General features: G+C 73.6%; 16 protein-coding genes. 4 read left to right on the top strand and 12 right to left on the bottom strand.

Annotation, left to right across the window (positions count from 1 at the left end; genetic code table 11):
• Positions 1 to 72: 72 nt before the first annotated feature.
• The gene (locus CITRIK5_RS09340) at positions 73 to 633 is read left to right on the top strand and encodes a GNAT family N-acetyltransferase (RefSeq protein WP_159833589.1); all 561 of its coding nucleotides are present in this window, start codon (positions 73 to 75) and stop codon (positions 631 to 633) included.
• A 37-nt stretch (positions 634 to 670) separates the two neighbouring features.
• Here the strand turns inward: CITRIK5_RS09340 and CITRIK5_RS09345 are convergent, their stop codons facing one another.
• Entirely contained in the window at positions 671 to 2,326 is a 1,656-nt protein-coding gene (locus CITRIK5_RS09345; RefSeq protein WP_069942013.1) for a thiamine pyrophosphate-dependent enzyme, read from the bottom strand.
• 167 nt (positions 2,327 to 2,493) lie between these two features.
• Here CITRIK5_RS09345 and CITRIK5_RS09350 point away from each other — a divergent pair, with 167 nt between their 5' ends.
• Positions 2,494 to 3,285 (top strand): CGNR zinc finger domain-containing protein, encoded by a 792-nt coding sequence (locus CITRIK5_RS09350; RefSeq protein ID WP_159833591.1) that lies wholly within the window; start codon positions 2,494 to 2,496, stop codon positions 3,283 to 3,285.
• 74 nt (positions 3,286 to 3,359) lie between these two features.
• The gene (locus tag CITRIK5_RS09355; RefSeq protein ID WP_129867186.1) at positions 3,360 to 4,346 is read left to right on the top strand and encodes an L-lactate dehydrogenase; all 987 of its coding nucleotides are present in this window, start codon (positions 3,360 to 3,362) and stop codon (positions 4,344 to 4,346) included.
• 10 nt (positions 4,347 to 4,356) lie between these two features.
• Here the strand turns inward: CITRIK5_RS09355 and CITRIK5_RS09360 are convergent, their stop codons facing one another.
• The 4 genes from CITRIK5_RS09360 to CITRIK5_RS09375 all read right to left on the bottom strand — a co-directional run bounded on the left by CITRIK5_RS09360 (position 4,357) and on the right by CITRIK5_RS09375 (position 7,958).
• The gene (locus CITRIK5_RS09360) at positions 4,357 to 4,758 is read right to left on the bottom strand and encodes a hypothetical protein (protein WP_049144854.1); all 402 of its coding nucleotides are present in this window, start codon (positions 4,756 to 4,758) and stop codon (positions 4,357 to 4,359) included.
• 190 nt (positions 4,759 to 4,948) lie between these two features.
• On the bottom strand, positions 4,949 to 5,530 hold the full coding sequence (locus CITRIK5_RS09365; RefSeq protein WP_010079963.1) for a hypothetical protein: 582 nt from the start codon (positions 5,528 to 5,530) through the stop codon (positions 4,949 to 4,951).
• A 60-nt stretch (positions 5,531 to 5,590) separates the two neighbouring features.
• Positions 5,591 to 7,003 carry an MATE family efflux transporter gene (locus CITRIK5_RS09370; protein ID WP_061866774.1) on the bottom strand — a complete coding sequence of 471 codons (1,413 nt, stop codon included), beginning with the start codon at positions 7,001 to 7,003 and terminating at the stop codon, positions 5,591 to 5,593.
• Position 7,004: 1 nt separating this feature from the next.
• Entirely contained in the window at positions 7,005 to 7,958 is a 954-nt protein-coding gene (locus CITRIK5_RS09375) for a CPBP family intramembrane glutamic endopeptidase (protein ID WP_061866773.1), read from the bottom strand.
• Positions 7,959 to 8,101: 143 nt separating this feature from the next.
• On the opposite strand from CITRIK5_RS09375, the gene CITRIK5_RS09380 reads away from it, so the two are divergent.
• Complete coding sequence (locus CITRIK5_RS09380) at positions 8,102 to 8,515, top strand: VOC family protein (protein ID WP_020621736.1); 414 nt, start codon at positions 8,102 to 8,104, stop codon at positions 8,513 to 8,515.
• A gap of 10 nt (positions 8,516 to 8,525) precedes the next feature.
• Here the strand turns inward: CITRIK5_RS09380 and CITRIK5_RS09385 are convergent, their stop codons facing one another.
• The 7 genes from CITRIK5_RS09385 to CITRIK5_RS09415 all read right to left on the bottom strand — a co-directional run.
• Complete coding sequence (locus CITRIK5_RS09385) at positions 8,526 to 10,037, bottom strand: SulP family inorganic anion transporter (protein ID WP_061866772.1); 1,512 nt, start codon at positions 10,035 to 10,037, stop codon at positions 8,526 to 8,528.
• 63 nt (positions 10,038 to 10,100) lie between these two features.
• Positions 10,101 to 11,195 carry a hypothetical protein gene (locus tag CITRIK5_RS09390; protein ID WP_049147055.1) on the bottom strand — a complete coding sequence of 365 codons (1,095 nt, stop codon included), beginning with the start codon at positions 11,193 to 11,195 and terminating at the stop codon, positions 10,101 to 10,103.
• A 16-nt stretch (positions 11,196 to 11,211) separates the two neighbouring features.
• Positions 11,212 to 11,898 (bottom strand): ABC transporter ATP-binding protein, encoded by a 687-nt coding sequence (locus tag CITRIK5_RS09395; protein WP_020621739.1) that lies wholly within the window; start codon positions 11,896 to 11,898, stop codon positions 11,212 to 11,214.
• Positions 11,895 to 12,950: a hypothetical protein gene (locus tag CITRIK5_RS09400; protein ID WP_020621740.1), complete on the bottom strand. Its 1,056-nt coding sequence runs from the start codon at positions 12,948 to 12,950 to the stop codon at positions 11,895 to 11,897. Before CITRIK5_RS09400 ends, CITRIK5_RS09395 begins: the two co-directional genes overlap by 4 nt.
• Positions 12,947 to 13,657, bottom strand: a complete 711-nt coding sequence (locus CITRIK5_RS09405; RefSeq protein WP_020621741.1) for a hypothetical protein — start codon at positions 13,655 to 13,657, stop codon at positions 12,947 to 12,949. The genes CITRIK5_RS09400 and CITRIK5_RS09405 overlap by 4 nt, the downstream gene beginning before the upstream one ends.
• Positions 13,658 to 13,706: 49 nt before the next feature.
• Positions 13,707 to 13,877, bottom strand: a complete 171-nt coding sequence (locus tag CITRIK5_RS09410; RefSeq protein WP_020621742.1) for a hypothetical protein — start codon at positions 13,875 to 13,877, stop codon at positions 13,707 to 13,709.
• A gap of 372 nt (positions 13,878 to 14,249) precedes the next feature.
• The coding region (locus CITRIK5_RS09415; RefSeq protein WP_159833593.1) for an ABC transporter ATP-binding protein at positions 14,250 to 15,171 on the bottom strand (922 nt) is incomplete at its 5' end.

The following is a 15,171-nucleotide window of genomic DNA, read 5'->3' on the forward strand; positions in this document are numbered from 1 at the left end:
GAGGGGACGAGGGCTGGGGCGGCGGGCGGCTCACGCGGCCGCGGCCGGCGTCCACCCTCGTACACTCGGCACATGCTCCCGGACCCCAGCCCCACCGTCACCGTGGACGGCCTCCTGTTGCGCCCGCTGCGCGCCGCGGACGAGATCGCGGCGCGCGAGGCGGACGCCGAACTGCATCGGGAGGGGTTCGACTTCCTGATGGCCGGCACCCGCTCCTTCCCCGCGGTCCGCCGCGCGTTCGCCGCCGAGGCGCGCGGCGACGTCGAGCCCGGCCGAGTGCCCGCGTCCTTCTACGTGGGCGTGGACGAGAACGGCGAGCTTGTGGGCCGGGTGTCCGTGCGGTGGGAGCTGAACGAGGCGCTGCGGCACGTCAACGGGCACGTGGGCTACGCGGTGCGCCCCGCATTCCGGCGGCGGGGGCACGCCGTGCGCCTGCTGCGCGGCGCCCTGACGCTGCTGGCCGCGCGCGGGGTGCCCGCCGCCCTGCTCACGTGCGACGAGACGAACACCGCCTCCGTGGCCACGATCCGCGCGTGCGGGGGCGTGCTGCGGGACCGGGTCGAGGCGGGCCTCGACGGTGCGCCCTTTCCCGAACCGAAGCTGCGCTTCGTCGTCCCCACGACGGCGGCCTGACCGGAGGGACGGCGCGGATCGCGTCGCGCCGCCGGCCTCAGTAGGCCTTGACGCGCTGCTCCACGATCAGGTGGATGAGCGCGAACCGGCCCTCCTCCTGGACGGCCTTGAGCGCCGCGTCCACGGCCGCCGGCACGTCCGCGTCCCGCTCCACGCGCACCCCGAAGCCGCCGAACGCCTCGGCCATGGCGGCGAAGTCGGGGTTCTTCAGCTGGGTGCCGGAGACGCGCCCGGGGTACTCGCGCTCCTGGTGGGTGCGGATGGTGCCGTACTCCTGGTTGTCCATGACGATCACGAGGGGTGTGGCGCCGTACTGCGCGGCGGTCGCCAGCTCCTGACCGTTCATGAGGAACTCGCCGTCGCCGGCGATGGTCACCACGGTGCGGTCCGGGAAGTTCAGGGACGCGGCCACGGCACCCGGCACCGAGTAGCCCATGGAGCCGTTGCGGGCCGAGATCATGGCGCGGTAGCCCTCGGTCGGGAAGTACCGGTGCGCCCAGTTGGTGTGCTCGCCCGCGCCGAGGGAGACCATCGAGTCCTTCGGCAGCTTCGGCACCAGGTTGGCGATGAGGGTGGCCATCTTCGCCTGGCCCTCGGACGGCTCGGCCGGGGGCAGGGCCGCGAACTTCTCCTGCTCGCCGCGCATGCGGGAGGTCCACTCCTCCCACTCCGGCTTGACCTCGAGCTCCATGCGGACGAGGTCGCGGACGAACACGTCCGGCTTGGCCACGATCTGGTGGGACACGGGGCCGGAACGGCCGCGCAGGGACGGGTCGATGGTGACGAGGAAGTTCTTCTTGTCCCAGTTCTGGCGGATGGTGAAGCCGTTGGTCACGACGTCGCCCGGCACGGTGCCGACGAACACGATGAGGTCGGTCTCCTCGAGCATGTCGTAGGTCGGCTTCGGGCGACCGTAGCCGATCGGGCCCACGTAGGACGGCGAGGAGAACGGCACGGTGCCCTCGGTGCGCCACTCGGCGGCGGCGGGGATCTTGTGCTCCTCCAGCCACGTCGTCAGGGTCTGCGCACCCTCGTCCGTCCAGTCGTTGCCACCGGTGATGAACAGCGGCTTGCGGGACTCCTTGAGCGCGGCGTGCAGGGACTTCCAGTCCTCCACGGTCATGCCGCCCGGGGCCACGGGGATCTGCGGGTGCAGGTGCGCGTCGATCTCCTGGCGGATCACATCCTCCGGCAGGCCGACGACGACGGGCCCGGGCCGGCCCGAGCTGGCGGCGAACATGGCCTCGGCCACGATCTCGGAGGCGCGCTCCGGGTGGTCCAGGACCATCACGCGCTTCGCACCGGTGCCGAACCAGGCGTGCGGGTCGAACTCCTGGAAGGCCTCGCGGTCGCGGTGCTCGAACGGGATCAGGCCGACGAACAGCACGAGCGCCGTCGAGTCCTGCCACGCGGTGTGCAGGCCGACGTGGGCGTTCGCGGCGCCCGGGCCGCGCGTCACCATGGCGACGCCGGGGACCACGTTCATCTTGCCGTCGGCCTCGGCCATGTACGTGGCGCCGCCCTCGTGGCGGCACACCACGTTCTCGATGCCCGAGTCGTACAGGCCGTCCAGGACGTCCAGGTAGGACTCGCCCGGCACGGAGTAGACGCGCTTCACGCCGTGGGACTCGAGGGTCTTGACGATGACGTGCCCGGCGGAGAGGCGACCGGTCGCCTGGGAGGTCTGGGACATGGAGGTCTCCTGTGCTGGTTCGGGGGCCCCTCCGGCCCCATGGGTGCACCCCGCCGCGCAGACGGGGTCCGTGGGGGTCAGGGTACTGGACGGGACGGCGCCGGAGGCGACCCGATACGCGGCGTGAAGCCGGTGACGGGAGGGCGGGCCCGCCGTACGATTTCCCCATGCTCTCCGCGCCGACGCTCTCCCGCCTCGCCTCCCTGGCCGCGTTCCTGAACACCGCCCCCGGACTGCGGGGCGGTCAGCCGGCCGACGAGCGGTTCACCGCCGCCACGCAGCTGCCCTCCCTCGTCCCTGAACTCCAGGAGGACGAGGTCCGCCTCCGCCTGGCCGCCGCCGCGGCCGTGCGTGGCCGCGAACTCCGCGGCCGTCTGGCCGAGGTCTGGGCCCTCGCCGCCGTGGACGAGGCGGCCGCCGTGGAGCGCGTGAACGCCCTCCTCGCCGCGGCCGGGCCGCTGCGGCTGACGGCCGGGGGCGACGTCGTCGGGCTGGCACCGGCGCAGGTCCCCGCCGACGCGGTGGAGCGGCTGGCCGCGATGGCCGCCCTCGCGCTGGCGGAGACCGCGATGGACGGCGAGCTGACCCGCCTGCGCGTGTGCGAGGGCGAGGACTGCGAGAACGCGCTCGTGGACGCCAGCCGGAACCGGTCCAAGCGGTTCTGCGACGAGGCCAACTGCGCCAACCGCACCCACGTGCGCTCCTACCGGGCACGGCTGGCCGAGGCGGCGGAGTCCGCCCCCGCGGCGGATCCGGCCGGGCCGGAGGAGGCGGAGGCGCCGGAGGCCGTCGTGGACTCCGAGGCGCCCGAGGCCGCCGTGGACTCCGAGGCCGCCGCCGACGAGCCCCGCCGGGAGACCAAGAAGGAGAAGAAGGAGCGCAGGAAGGCGGAGAAGAAGGCCCGCAAGAAGGCGGAGAAGAAGGCCGGCAAGAAGAAGTCGGACAAGAAGAAGGACTGACCCGGCCCCACCCGCCGGGGGACGGGGCGGCCTCGGGTTCCGTCGGCCGGCCGGACGCCCCTAGCCTGCGAGACATGAGCGAGCACACCCCCGCCCACACCCCCGCGTCCCTCGGACCCGCCCACCGCAAGGTCGGCGTCGTGGGGGCCGGCGGCGTCGGCACGGCGATCTGCTATGCGGCGCTGATCCGCGGCGTCGCCCGCGAGGTCGCCCTGTACGACATCGACGAGCCCAAGGTCCGCGCCGAGGTCCTCGACCTGGCCCACGGCACCCCGTTCACCTCCGCGTCGGCGATGACCGGCGGCGCGGACCCGGACGTCCTGGCCGGCTGCGAGGTCGTGGTGATCACGGCCGGCGCCAAGCAGAAGCCGGGGCAGACCCGCCTCGACCTCGGCGCGCACAACGTGGAGATCCTGCGCGGCCTGCTGCCCCAGGTGCAGGCGCACGCGCCGGAGGCGCTGATCGTGCTCGTCACCAATCCCGTGGACGTCCTCACGCTGGTGGCCCAGCGCCTCACCGGTCTGCCTGCCGGCCGGGTGATCGGCTCGGGCACCCTCCTGGACACGTCCCGCCTGCGGTGGCTGCTGGCGTCGCGGGCGCAGGTCCACCCGTCGTCGGTGCACGCGGCCATCCTCGGCGAGCACGGGGACACGGAGTTCCCCGCGTGGAGCTCGGCGCGCATCGGCCCGACGCCCATCCTGGAGTGGCCGACGCCGGTCGACCCGCTGTTCACCCGCGCCGACCTGGACGAGGTGGCGGACACCGTGGTGCACGCCGCGTACGAGGTGATCCAGGGCAAGGGCGCCACCACGTACGCGGTCGGCGTGGCCACGACCCGCCTGCTCGAGGCGATCCTGCGCGACCAGCACGCCATTCTGCCGGTCTCCACCGTGCTCGACGGCGTCCACGGGCTCTCGGACGTCGCCCTGTCCATGCCGTCCGTGGTGGGGCGCGACGGCGTCACCCGCGTGATCCAGCCCGAGCTGGACGACGCGGAGATGCGGGCGCTGCACGCCTCGGCGGACGCGCTGCGGCGGGAGGCACGCAGCCTCGGGTTCTGAGGCGCCGGGCTCAGGCGCGGGGGGCGTCGCCTCCGGTGCCGCCCTGCTCGCGGCGCTCGGCGGCGGCCTGGGCGCGGCGGTCGGCGGCGGCCTTGCGGAACATCTCCTCGGAGGAGCGGTTCACACCGGAGCCCTGGGAGAGGTGGTCCGGGTTCTCGCGCGCGGCGAGCTGCAGCATGGCCACCACCACGAGCGAGGTCATGAAGAAGACGCCGAAGGCGATCAGCGCGATGTCGACGCGCAGTGGATTCTGGGTGCCGCCGGAGGCGGTGATGCCGGCGATCACCCCGCCGATCAGGCCGAGCACGGCGGAGAAGACGAGCGGGCCCTTGACCGTGGTGCGCAGACCGCCGCGTGCCGGGCGGCCGGATCCGGCGCGATCGGCGGACGGGCGGGGGGACGGTGCGCTCACGGCGGGACTCCTGACGGCTGGGGGCGGCTGGGGCGACACGGCCCGCGCAGGCGCCCGGGGCTGAGGCCCTCGGGGCGCGGCGGACCGGAGCCAGTCTACGCGTCCGGCCGACGGGTGGCCCCTCGGGGCCCCGAGGTCCTCCCCCGGCGAACGTCCGCCCCGCGGGTCAGGACGGCGACGTCGGTCCGGTTCAGAGGCCCCTGGCCGTGCCGCGGTCCCGGCGCACCTCGTGGTGGAAGCCGAGCCCGGAGACCATCAGGAGCACGCCGATCAGGATCGCCCCGCCGCCGGCGATGCCGAGCAGGGCGTGCGGGCCGAAGCCCTGCAGGGCGGCCACGACCACGCCGCCCCCGGAGAGCAGGCCCACGAGTCCGGTCCACAGCTGGTCCCGCGCGGGGATGAACTCGCGGCGGTGGCGGGCCCACGCCACGAGCTCGGCGACGCCGCCGAGCACGAGGGCGGCGCCGGCCGCCACGCCCACCGCCGCCGGGGACCCCAGGAACAGCAGCACGATCACGCCGAGCATCCACGCGGCCGCCGCCAGGGACAGCGGGGAGCGCATGGCCACGGGCACCGGGTCGCGGCGCAGGTACTCCCACATCGCCGAACCGGAGAACGCCAGGTACAGCGCGAACATGACCTTCATCCACGTCAGGCCCGGCTCGGCGACGAACACGGTGGTCAGACCGAACGCCAGCGCCACCACGGCGCGGATCAGGATCGGCTTGAACACCACGGACGAGATCTCGAGGGGGGTCTGCACGGTAGCCACCGCCCCAGTCTAGGAGCCGTGCGGCCGCGGCCCGGCCCGCGCGTCACCGCCCGGACGCGCTCACACGACGCCGAGCCGCATCCAGTCGTCGCGCCGGGCCCGCCAGCCGAGGGTGAGCGCCCGCATCCCCATGTAGACCCCTGCGAAGCCGAGCCAGAGCAGGCCCAGCTGCACGCCGGCGTCGGGCACGGCGGCGTTCGGTCCGGGCCAGGCCGCGGTCCAGCCGAATCCGCCCGTGGCGAGCTGCGCGAGCACCCAGAGCGCCGGCGCGTAGACCACGAGGTTCACGAGGCCGGCGAGGGCGAGGTAGCGGGCGTCGCCGGCGCCGATCAGCACGCCGTCCAGCACGAACACGTACCCGGCCACCGGCTGCCCGGCGGCCAGCACCCACAGGCCCACGGTGGCGGCGGCCTGCACGGTCGGGTCCGTGGTGAACAGCCCCGGCAGCACCGGTGCCGCCAGGGCCAGCACGGCCCCGGTCACGACGCCGAAGCCCAGCCCCCAGCGCACCATCGTCCGGGTGAGGCGACGGGCGGCGTCGGGCCGGGCGGCCCCGAGCTCGGCGCCGATCAGGGCCTGCGCGGCGATCGCGAGGGCGTCGAGGGCGAACGCCAGCGTGGAGAACAGCGTGAAGACGAGCTGGTGCGCGGCGAGGGTGAGGTCGCCCGCGCCGGCGGCGGCCATGACGGTGATGAGGATGGCCGCGCGCAGGCTCGCGGTGCGCAGCAGCAGCCACGAGCCCACCTGGGCGGTGGCCCGCGTGCCCGACGCGCGGGGCGCCCACGCCGTGCCCGAGCGGCGGAAGCGCGGGGCCAGCACGAACAGGTACGTCACGAGCATCGCCCACTGCACCACGGACGTGCCGACGGCCGAGCCGGCCACGCCCCAGCCCAGCCCGTACACCAGGGCCACGTTCAGCCCGATGTTCGCGCCGAAGCCCACACCCGCCACCACGAGCGGCGTCACGGTGTCCTGGAGGCCGCGGAGCACCCCGGTGGCCGCGAGTACGGCCAGCAGGGCCGGCAGCCCCGGCATGGACCAGCGCAGGTAGGCGACGGCGTGGGCCTGCACCTCGCCCGTCGCGCCGAGGGCCGCCGTCAGCGCGGGGGCCGCGAGCCAGCCGAGGACGGCCAGCACCGCGCCGAGCAGCAGGCCCAGCCAGATGCCGTCGCGGCCGCGGTCCATCGCGGCGGCTGGGTTCCCCGCCCCGATCAGCCGGGCCACCGCCGGGGTGGTGGCGTAGGCCAGGAAGATCATGAGGCCGGTGAGCGTGTGCAGGATGGTGGTGCCGATCCCGACGCCGGCCAGCTGGGCCGTGCCCAGGTGCCCGATGATCGCGGTGTCGGCCAGCAGGAACAGCGGCTCCGCGATGAGCGCGCCGAACGCGGGGACCGCGAGCGCGAGGATGCGCCGCGTGAGGGCGCGCGCGTCCTGCGGGGCGGGCGCCGCCGTCGAGCCGGAGGGTCCTGCCATCTCAGCCCAGCAGGGCCAGCAGCGGGGCCAGCGCCGTGGTCGGGGCAGTGGGGCCGGGCAGCGTGTCCGGCAGCAGGGGGGCCACGAGGTAGAGCATCGCGATGGCGATGCCGTTGTTCACCATGTGCAGCAGCACCGCGTACCCGAACGAGCGGCCCATCAGGATGTAGGACACCGTGATCGCCACCGCGAGGGTCAGGTACGGAATGGTCTCCACGAGCCGGAAGTCGCCGCCGGTGCCGAGGAAGTGCAGGAGGGTGAACGCGAGCACGGAGACCACGGCGCACACCCACACGTTGATCCAGCGGGAGAGCTTGCCGATCAGCAGGTGGCGGAACAGGTACTCCTCCACGAGCGGGGCGGCCACCACGGTCATGAGGATCATGAGCACGGGCGGGGCCTGCGTGGTCATCTCCTCGAGCGCGGCCTGGTTGGCGCTGGTCTGCGCCTCTCCGATGAGGCTCAGCACGATCACGTTCACGACGATGCATGCCAGCCACGTGGCGGGCAGCAGCAACAGCTTCCACCACGTGCCCGTGCGGAACACCCGCAGCGACGTCACGAGGGGTCGCCAGGCCACGGCCAGCACGAGCACCACGAGGATCGCGTAGCTGACGATGTTCACCGTGAACCCGTCGCGGACCAGGTCGAACGCCTCGAGGTCACCGGGGACCAGGCCGAGCGACACCGCCAGCCACAGCCCCAGCCCGAGCACCATGAGCGCCACGTACACGAGCACCACGACGGCGTCGCCCCAGTGGAACCGACCCGGGGTCCAGTCCGGCGCGGTGCGGGCCGCAGGCCGGCGGCCGGGCCAGCCGGCGGGGACGCCACCGGGGGCGCCGGGGTGCCCGTGCAGGCTCGGGGCGACGGCGGCGCGGCGGGCGGACGGCCGGCCCGACGGCGGCCAGCCGGCGGGCGGACCGGCCGGCGGGCCGGAGGGAGGAACGCTCATGGCGGCCACGCTACCAACGGGGGCGGACGCGCCAGGCCGCGGGCGCCGTCGTCGGGAGCGGCTCCGTGGCCCACGCCACGCCCGCGCGCCCGCGACACGCGCGCGGTGGCGGCGGGCCGAACGCCTCGTCTACGGTGCTCCCCATGGCCTTGTTCTCCCAGCCGGTGTTCATCAACCTCCCGACGACGGACACCGAGCGGATCCGTGAGTTCTGGACGACCCTGGGCGCCACCGCGATGGACGACTACTCGGACGAGCACTCGGTGTGCATCGAGCTCACCGAGTCGACGTACGCGATGTACCTCAGCCCCGGCTACTACACCGACTTCATCGGCAACCGTGAGATCGCCGACTGCCTCACCACCAACTCCGCCCTCATGGCGCTGACCGTCGGCGACGCCGCGGCGGTGGACGCCCTGGCGGACCGGGCGATCGAGCTCGGCGCCGCCGAGGTGCCCCTGCCCGAGGACCTGCGCGAGGAGATGGCCGACTCCGGCATGCACTCCCGCGAGATCGTCGACCCGGACGGGCACCAGTGGGAGTTCGTCACCGCCTGAGCCCGCCGGCTCAGGTGCCGAGCCGCCCGGTGAGGCGCGCGTGCATCTCCGCGGAGGCCTCGTTCAGCCCCGTCACCTCGGCGTGGATCCCGTGCTGGGCGTACTTGGTCAGCACCGAGTCGAGCGCGGCCACAGTGGAGGCGTCCCACACGTGCGCGGCACCCATGTCGATCACGACGCACGGCGGATCGAGGGCGTACTCGAACTGCGAGTAGAGGTCGTTCGAGGACGCGAAGAACAGGGCGCCGTGCACGCGATACGTGACGGCGTCGCCGTCGTCGTGGACCTCGCGGGCCACCGTGACCAGACGCGAGACGCGCTGGGCGAAGAGCACCAGCGCAGTGAGCACACCCACACCCACGCCGATCGCGAGGTTGTGAGTGAGCACCGTGGCCGCCACGGTCACGACCATGACGGCGGTCTCCGAGCGCGGCATCGCGCGCAGGGTGGCGGGGCGCACCGAATGCCAATCGAAGGTGGCGGCGGCCACGAACATCATCACGCCCACGAGCGCGGCCATGGGGATCTGCGCCACGAACTCGCCGAGGGCCACCACGAGGACCAACAGGAACACGCCCGCGAGGAACGTGGAGATCCGGGTGCGGGCGCCGTTCGCCTTGACGTTCATCATGGTCTGCCCCACCACTGCACAGCCGCCCATCCCGCCGAACAGCCCGGAGACCACGTTCGCGACCCCCTGCCCCCAGGACTCGCGCGTCTTGTCCGAGCGGGTGTCCGTGATGTCGTCCACCAGCTTCGCGGTGAGCAGGGACTCGAGCAGCCCCACGAACGCCATGCCGATGCTGAACGGCAGGATCAGCCACAGCGTCTCCCACGTCAGCGGGACGTCCGGCAGGCCGAGCGCGGGCAACGCGTCCGGCAGCGCGCCCCGGTCCCCCACGCGCGGCACGGCCAGGCCGGCGGCCATCACCAGGGCGGTGACCACGACGACGGCCACGAGCGTCGCAGGCACCGCCGTGGTGAGCCGCGGCAACAGCACCACGATCGCCAGGGCCAACGCCGTGAGCGGGTACACGAGCCACGGGACGCCGATCAGCTCGGGCAGCTGCGAGGTGAACACGAGGATGGCCAACGCGTTGACGAACCCCACCATCACCGAGCGCGGGACGAACCGCATGAGCCGGGCCACACCGAACACGCCGAGCAGGATCTGGATGACGCCGCCGAGGATGATCGCGGCAAGCAGGTGCCCCACCCCGTACGCGTGGGACAGCGGTGCGACGACGAGCGCCACCGCCCCCGTGGCCGCGGAGATCATGGCGGGCCGTCCGCCCACGATCGCCGTGGTCACCGCCATGGTGAAGGACGCGAACAGCCCGACGCGCGGATCCACGCCCGCGATGATCGAGAACGCGATGGCCTCCGGGATCAGCGCGAGCGCCACCACGACGGCGGCCAGCACCTCCGTGCCCAGCAGCCGAGGGCTGCGCAGGGTGCGCAGGACGGACTGCCGCTGGAGCGGCGTGAGGGCAGGCGGGGGCGCGGCGGGTAAGGCGGGCATGCTCCCGAGGGTAGCGGTGCGCGGGCGGGGTGCCCGCCGGTGAGCGGGCCCGCCCGCCACCCCTCACGCCGTCCGCATCACCCGCACGGGGTCGCGGAACGCGGCGAACGCCGCCGGGGCGAGGCTGGCCAGCAGCGCGGTGAGGGCGGCCAGCACGGCCACCGCCGCCACGAAGTCCACCCCCAGCGTCCCGCCCTGGCCGGCGACGACGGCGTACCCGGCTCCGGAGCCCAGCACGGCGCCCAGCAGCGCAGGCACGGCGGTGCGCACGGCCACGAGCAGGATCAGGTCTCCGCGGCCGATGCCGAGGGTGCGGCGGCGGCCGAGGTCGCGGCGGCGGATGAGGACGTCGGCGAGCACCACGATGGACACGAAGAACGCGCCGGCTCCGAGGATCAGCAGCAGCAGGGAGCGTCCGAGCCCGGCGAGCTCGCCGGTGATCACCTGGTTGCCGGCGGAGAGGGCACGGGCGGTCTGGATGGAGGAGGCGCGCGGGTCGGGGTCGATCACGGCGAGCGCGGCCTCCTGCATGGCGCGGGTGCCGGCGGTGTCGGCGGCGAGGACGCGGACCTGCTGCATCACGAGGGCGTCCGGGGCGGCGGGGACGGTGAGGGCGTAGCCGTCGAGGTCCTGGAAGGGGTCCTGGGCCTGGAACGCCCCGACGACGGCCCACTGGCCGCCGTCCGTGGCCTCGATCGCTCCGGAGGGCTGGGCGAGGCCGAGCTCGGCGAGCTTGGCCTCGGGGACCACCACCTCGCCGGGGGCGGGCAGGCGGCCGCGGGTCAGCACGATGCCACGGTCCAGGGTGCCGACCACGTTCGTCACGGCCACGCGGGCGCCGCCCCGGCCGATCCCGGTGTTCACGGCGTCCATGGGCGAGTCCCGGGCGAGGGCGGCCTCGGCGGTGTCGAGTCCGGCGAGGGTGGCCGCGGTGGCGCCGGTGAGGAAACCGGTGCCGCCGGTGTCGGTGACGGTGAGCACGCGGGCGCCGGGGCCGGAGAGCTCTGCGGCGACGGCCGCCTCGGTGGCGGCCTGCCTGCCCACGGTGGCCACGGCGGCGAAGCACATGGCGGCCACCACGAGCAGCACGAGGGCGGAGGGCACGGGAGAGGTGCGTGCGGCGGTGACGGCTTCACGCAGCAGGGTGCGCAGGTTCATGGGCGGTCCTCCCGGTTCACAGCCGCACCACCTCGTCGGCGCGGGCGACGACGGCGGGGTCGTGGGTGGCGACCACCACGGTGCGCCCCTCGGCGGCGGCATCGGCGAGGGCGTCCATGACGAGGCCGGCGTTGTCCGGGTCGAGGTTGCCCGTGGGCTCGTCCGCGAGGACGACGACGGGCGCGTTCACGAGGGCGCGGCACACGGCCACCCGCTGCGCCTGCCCGCCGGAGACCTGCCCGGGCCGGTGGTCGGCGCGGTGGGCGAGGCCGAAGCGCTCGAGCAGCGCCCGTGCCCGGTCCTCGAGCGTCTGGCGCTCCAACCCGGCGTAGAGGCCGGGCTCCACCACGGAGTCCAGGATGGGGCGGGACGGGTCCAGCTCCGAGTCCTGGAACACGAATCCCACGGAGGTGGCGCGCAGGCGGGAGCGCTCCCGGTCCGGGCGGGTGGAGGCGTCGACGTCGCCGAGGCGCACCACTCCGGAGGTGGGCGTGAGCATGAGCCCGAGCACGTACAGGAGGGTGGACTTGCCGCGCCCGGAGGGCCCGGTGAGGGCGGTGACGGCGCCCGGCGTGAACGCGTGGGTGAGGCCGTCGAACAGCTCCTCGGCGGCGCGGGTATAGGCGAAGCGCAGGTCCTCGACGGCGAGGGCGGCGGGGACGACGGGGGCGGCGGGCGTGCCCGGGGTGGCGGGCCCCGTCATCGGGTGCCGTTCAGCACGCGCACCTGCTCGCCGGCGTCCACGCCGTCCACGACGGCGAGGCCGTCGGCGGAGCCGAGGACGGTGACGGTGCGGTCCTCCGCGGCGCCGTCCCGGACCACCGTGACCGTCGCGGCGCCGTCTGGCTGGGTGCGCAGGGCGGACACGGGGACCACGGGCCCGGAGACGGGCGGGACCACGCTGACCTGGGAGAGCAGGGAGGTGGTGGCGTCGGCGGGCAGGGTGTCGCAGTCCTCGCCGCAGACCACGCCGCCGTCCGGGGCGGTGAGGGTGATGCGGATCAGGCCCTGCTCGTCGGAGGTGGACTCGCCGGCGACGGCCTTCCATTCGTGTTCGCCGTGGGGCACGGTGACCTGGGTGCCGGCCGGGATGAGGGCGGCCTGCTCCTGGTTGACCTCGAGGGCGAAGTCCGGTTGGTCGCCGGGGCGGGCCACCACGTTCTCGCCGCCGGCGAGGGTGGTGCCGACGGCGGTGGTCTTCGCGTCCACGCTGAGGGGCGCGGGGAGGGCGTCGAGGACCACGAGCTGGCCGAGCTCCACGGTGTCCGCGGCGGGGTAGCCGCGTTCGGTGAGCCAGTCGTCCCAGGCGTCCGCGGTGGCCTCGTCCCACGTGCCGGTGGCCTCCACCTTCGCGCCGGTGGCGGCGAGCATGCGCTGGAACGCGGCGACGTCGTCGCCGGAAGTGCCCTCCCCGAGAGGGCGCCACTGGGGAAGCTCGCCCTGGAGGACGAGCACGGGCTTCTGGGCGACGGCGTACAGCACCTCCCCGGCAGCCACCTCGCCGGACTCTCCGGCCCGGGTGACGACGCCGGTCAGCGCGTTCACCGCCGCCGGCGTCTGCTCGCGCGACACGGAGACGCCGAGGGTGATGACGCGGCCGAGCTCCTGCTCGGCGACGGTGACGAGGGCGCTCGCGGCCGGACGCTGCTCGGCCTGAGCCGGAGGGGTGAGCGTGACCCGGCCGGCCCAGAAGGCGAGCGCGGCGACGGCCACGAGCGCAAGGACGAGGGCGGCCCAGCGGGCGGGGCGATTCATCCGGATGACCCCCAGAAGACATCCTGCGGCGGAAGCTCCGGGCATGTCTGCGCGACCTCGGCCTGGCGTTCTGCCGACACGCCCCTCATGCTGTCCGCGAAGGGCCACCACTGGTGGCGGCCTGGAGTGTAGAACGCGGAGACGAATGCCTCTTTGGAGGGGCGCGCGGAGGTGTCGACCGTGTAGCCGTAGGCCTCGAGACACGGGATGAGGTATTGGTCCCAGTAGTCATAGACGAGGCGGAGCTGCGGATCGGTCCAGTCCTGGGTGTAGCTCGGATCCACCGGGTGCTGTGCGTAGCAGGTCACGTAGGCCGCCTCGAAAGCAGACCTCTGGGACTCAGGTGGGGTGTCGATCTGAATTCCCCCGGTCGGACCGACCGAGTTCGGCCACCCGGCCTCGGCCAGGCATGTGGACACCATGCGGTCCGACTCGAGGGACGTGGCGTACCACCCGGAGCGCTCCACCTGAGGCGGCGCGGGCATTCCCGCCCCCTGAGCGTGCCGCGCGACTTGCTCACGGTAGGCGCGCTCCTTCTCCGCCTCCGTCGTCAGGAGGGGTTCGATCCTCTCGGTGGGAACCCACTGCGAGGCGTCCCAGGTCTTCTCGGCCGTCGCGGTGGGGGGAGCGGCGACCGTGGATGAACCGCCGAGGCCCGCAGACTCCCGACCGACGCAGCCGGTGAGGGTCAGGGCGACGGCCGCCACCAGGGCGGCCGTCGCAGGAATGCGTAATGAAGTCATCGGTGCCGGCGAGTCAGTACGGGTAGTAGCAGTAGCCGTAGGTGCCCGACAGGAGGAGTCCTGCGCTGCAGTCCTGCCGACCGGAGTCCGTCAGCGCCTGCGCTGGCACCGCACCGGAGACGGCCAACGGTCCAGCGACGGCCACGCCGGCACCGACCTTAGAAATCCGCTGCTTCATACCCATGTCGCTCCTCTTTATGGTTCACGCTCAGTCGTGATCTACATCACACTCTATGAAGGTGCTCGCCCTGTGTCCAGAGAATTCTCGGTCGGTCCACAGACGTGCCCCACCAGGGAGTCAAGAGGGTCCTGCGCGTGACGGATGCGCAATCTCAGGGGACGAATGAGCGCGGCCACACCGGCAGGGGTGGCCCGACGATCGGGTTTCGATACTCCCGTCACCGCCGCGCGCCCTAGCCCCGTACACCTCCGGCTCCGGAGAGGTGCGGGCTCGTGAAACTCACCGGCACCTGGATCGAGAAGGTCATCGGGTGGTCCCGTGTCGCAGCGACGCCAGCGGCCAGTGGCTGGGCGCCGGCGCCATCCAGCCCCGGCCTCAGCGGGCGTCCTCGCGCGCGGCGGGCGCGCCGTCGTCGTCCTGCTCCTCCGCCTGTTCCCCGCCCTGGAACTGGCTCCTGTACAGCCGGAAGTACGCGCCGCGAGCGGCCAGCAGCTGATCGTGCGAGCCCTGCTCCACGATGTCGCCGTCCTCCATCACGAGGATGACGTCCGCGTCCCGGATGGTGGAGAGGCGGTGGGCGATCACGAAGCTCGTGCGGTCCGAGCGCAGCGCCGCCATCGCGCCCTGGACCAGCACCTCGGTGCGGGTGTCCACGGAGGAGGTGGCCTCGTCCAGGATCAGGAGCGAGGGCTGGGCCAGGAACGCACGGGCGATGGTGATGAGCTGCCGCTCGCCCGCGGACACGTTGGCGGCGTCCTGCTCGATCACGGTGTCGTAGCCGTCGGGCAGGGTGTGCACGAAACGGTCCACGTAGGTGGCCTTCGCCGCCGCGACGACCTCCTCGTCCGTGGCGTCGAGTCGGCCGTAGCGGATGTTCTCCCGGATGGTCCCGCCGAAGAGCACGGCGTCCTGGAGCACCATGCCGGTGGCGGCGCGCAGCTCGCCGCGGCTGACCGTGCGGGTGTCCACGCCGTCCAGCAGGATCCGCCCGCCGTCCACCTCGTAGAACCGCATGATCAGGTTGACCAGGGTGGTCTTGCCGGCACCGGTCGGCCCGACGATCGCGACCGTCTGCCCCGGCTCCGCCACGAAGTTCAGGTCCGTGATGAGCGGCTTCTCCGGCGTGTAGGAGAAGCGCACATGCTCGAACTCCACGCGACCGCGCAGCGGGCGCGGGAGGTGGGCGACGCCGTCGGGCCCGGGGATGGCGGAGGGCGCCGTTTCCCGAACGAAAGCGCTCTCGGAGGGCGCCGTTTCCCAAACGAAAGTGCCGTCGGGGGTGCGGGCGGGGGTGCCG

Origin of the sequence: Micrococcus sp. 116, from assembly GCF_902506395.1 — a bacterium.
GTDB classification, from domain to species: domain Bacteria; phylum Actinomycetota; class Actinomycetes; order Actinomycetales; family Micrococcaceae; genus Micrococcus; species Micrococcus luteus.

Bases quoted from the DNA above. Each gene is read 5' to 3' on its own strand.
- CITRIK5_RS09400 (WP_020621740.1), bottom strand. From the start codon at position 12,950: ATGAATCGCCCCGCCCGCTGGGCCGCCCTCGTCCTTGCGCTCGTGGCC.
- CITRIK5_RS09355 (WP_129867186.1), top strand. From the start codon at position 3,360: ATGAGCGAGCACACCCCCGCCCACACCCCCGCGTCCCTCGGACCCGCC.
- CITRIK5_RS09410 (WP_020621742.1), bottom strand. From the start codon at position 13,877: ATGGGTATGAAGCAGCGGATTTCTAAGGTCGGTGCCGGCGTGGCCGTC.
- CITRIK5_RS09350 (WP_159833591.1), top strand. From the start codon at position 2,494: ATGCTCTCCGCGCCGACGCTCTCCCGCCTCGCCTCCCTGGCCGCGTTC.
- CITRIK5_RS09380 (WP_020621736.1), top strand. From the start codon at position 8,102: ATGGCCTTGTTCTCCCAGCCGGTGTTCATCAACCTCCCGACGACGGAC.
- CITRIK5_RS09395 (WP_020621739.1), bottom strand. From the start codon at position 11,898: ATGACGGGGCCCGCCACCCCGGGCACGCCCGCCGCCCCCGTCGTCCCC.
- CITRIK5_RS09370 (WP_061866774.1), bottom strand. From the start codon at position 7,003: ATGGCAGGACCCTCCGGCTCGACGGCGGCGCCCGCCCCGCAGGACGCG.
- CITRIK5_RS09340 (WP_159833589.1), top strand. From the start codon at position 73: ATGCTCCCGGACCCCAGCCCCACCGTCACCGTGGACGGCCTCCTGTTG.
- CITRIK5_RS09345 (WP_069942013.1), bottom strand. From the start codon at position 2,326: ATGTCCCAGACCTCCCAGGCGACCGGTCGCCTCTCCGCCGGGCACGTC.
- CITRIK5_RS09385 (WP_061866772.1), bottom strand. From the start codon at position 10,037: ATGCCCGCCTTACCCGCCGCGCCCCCGCCTGCCCTCACGCCGCTCCAG.
- CITRIK5_RS09375 (WP_061866773.1), bottom strand. From the start codon at position 7,958: ATGAGCGTTCCTCCCTCCGGCCCGCCGGCCGGTCCGCCCGCCGGCTGG.
- CITRIK5_RS09390 (WP_049147055.1), bottom strand. From the start codon at position 11,195: ATGAACCTGCGCACCCTGCTGCGTGAAGCCGTCACCGCCGCACGCACC.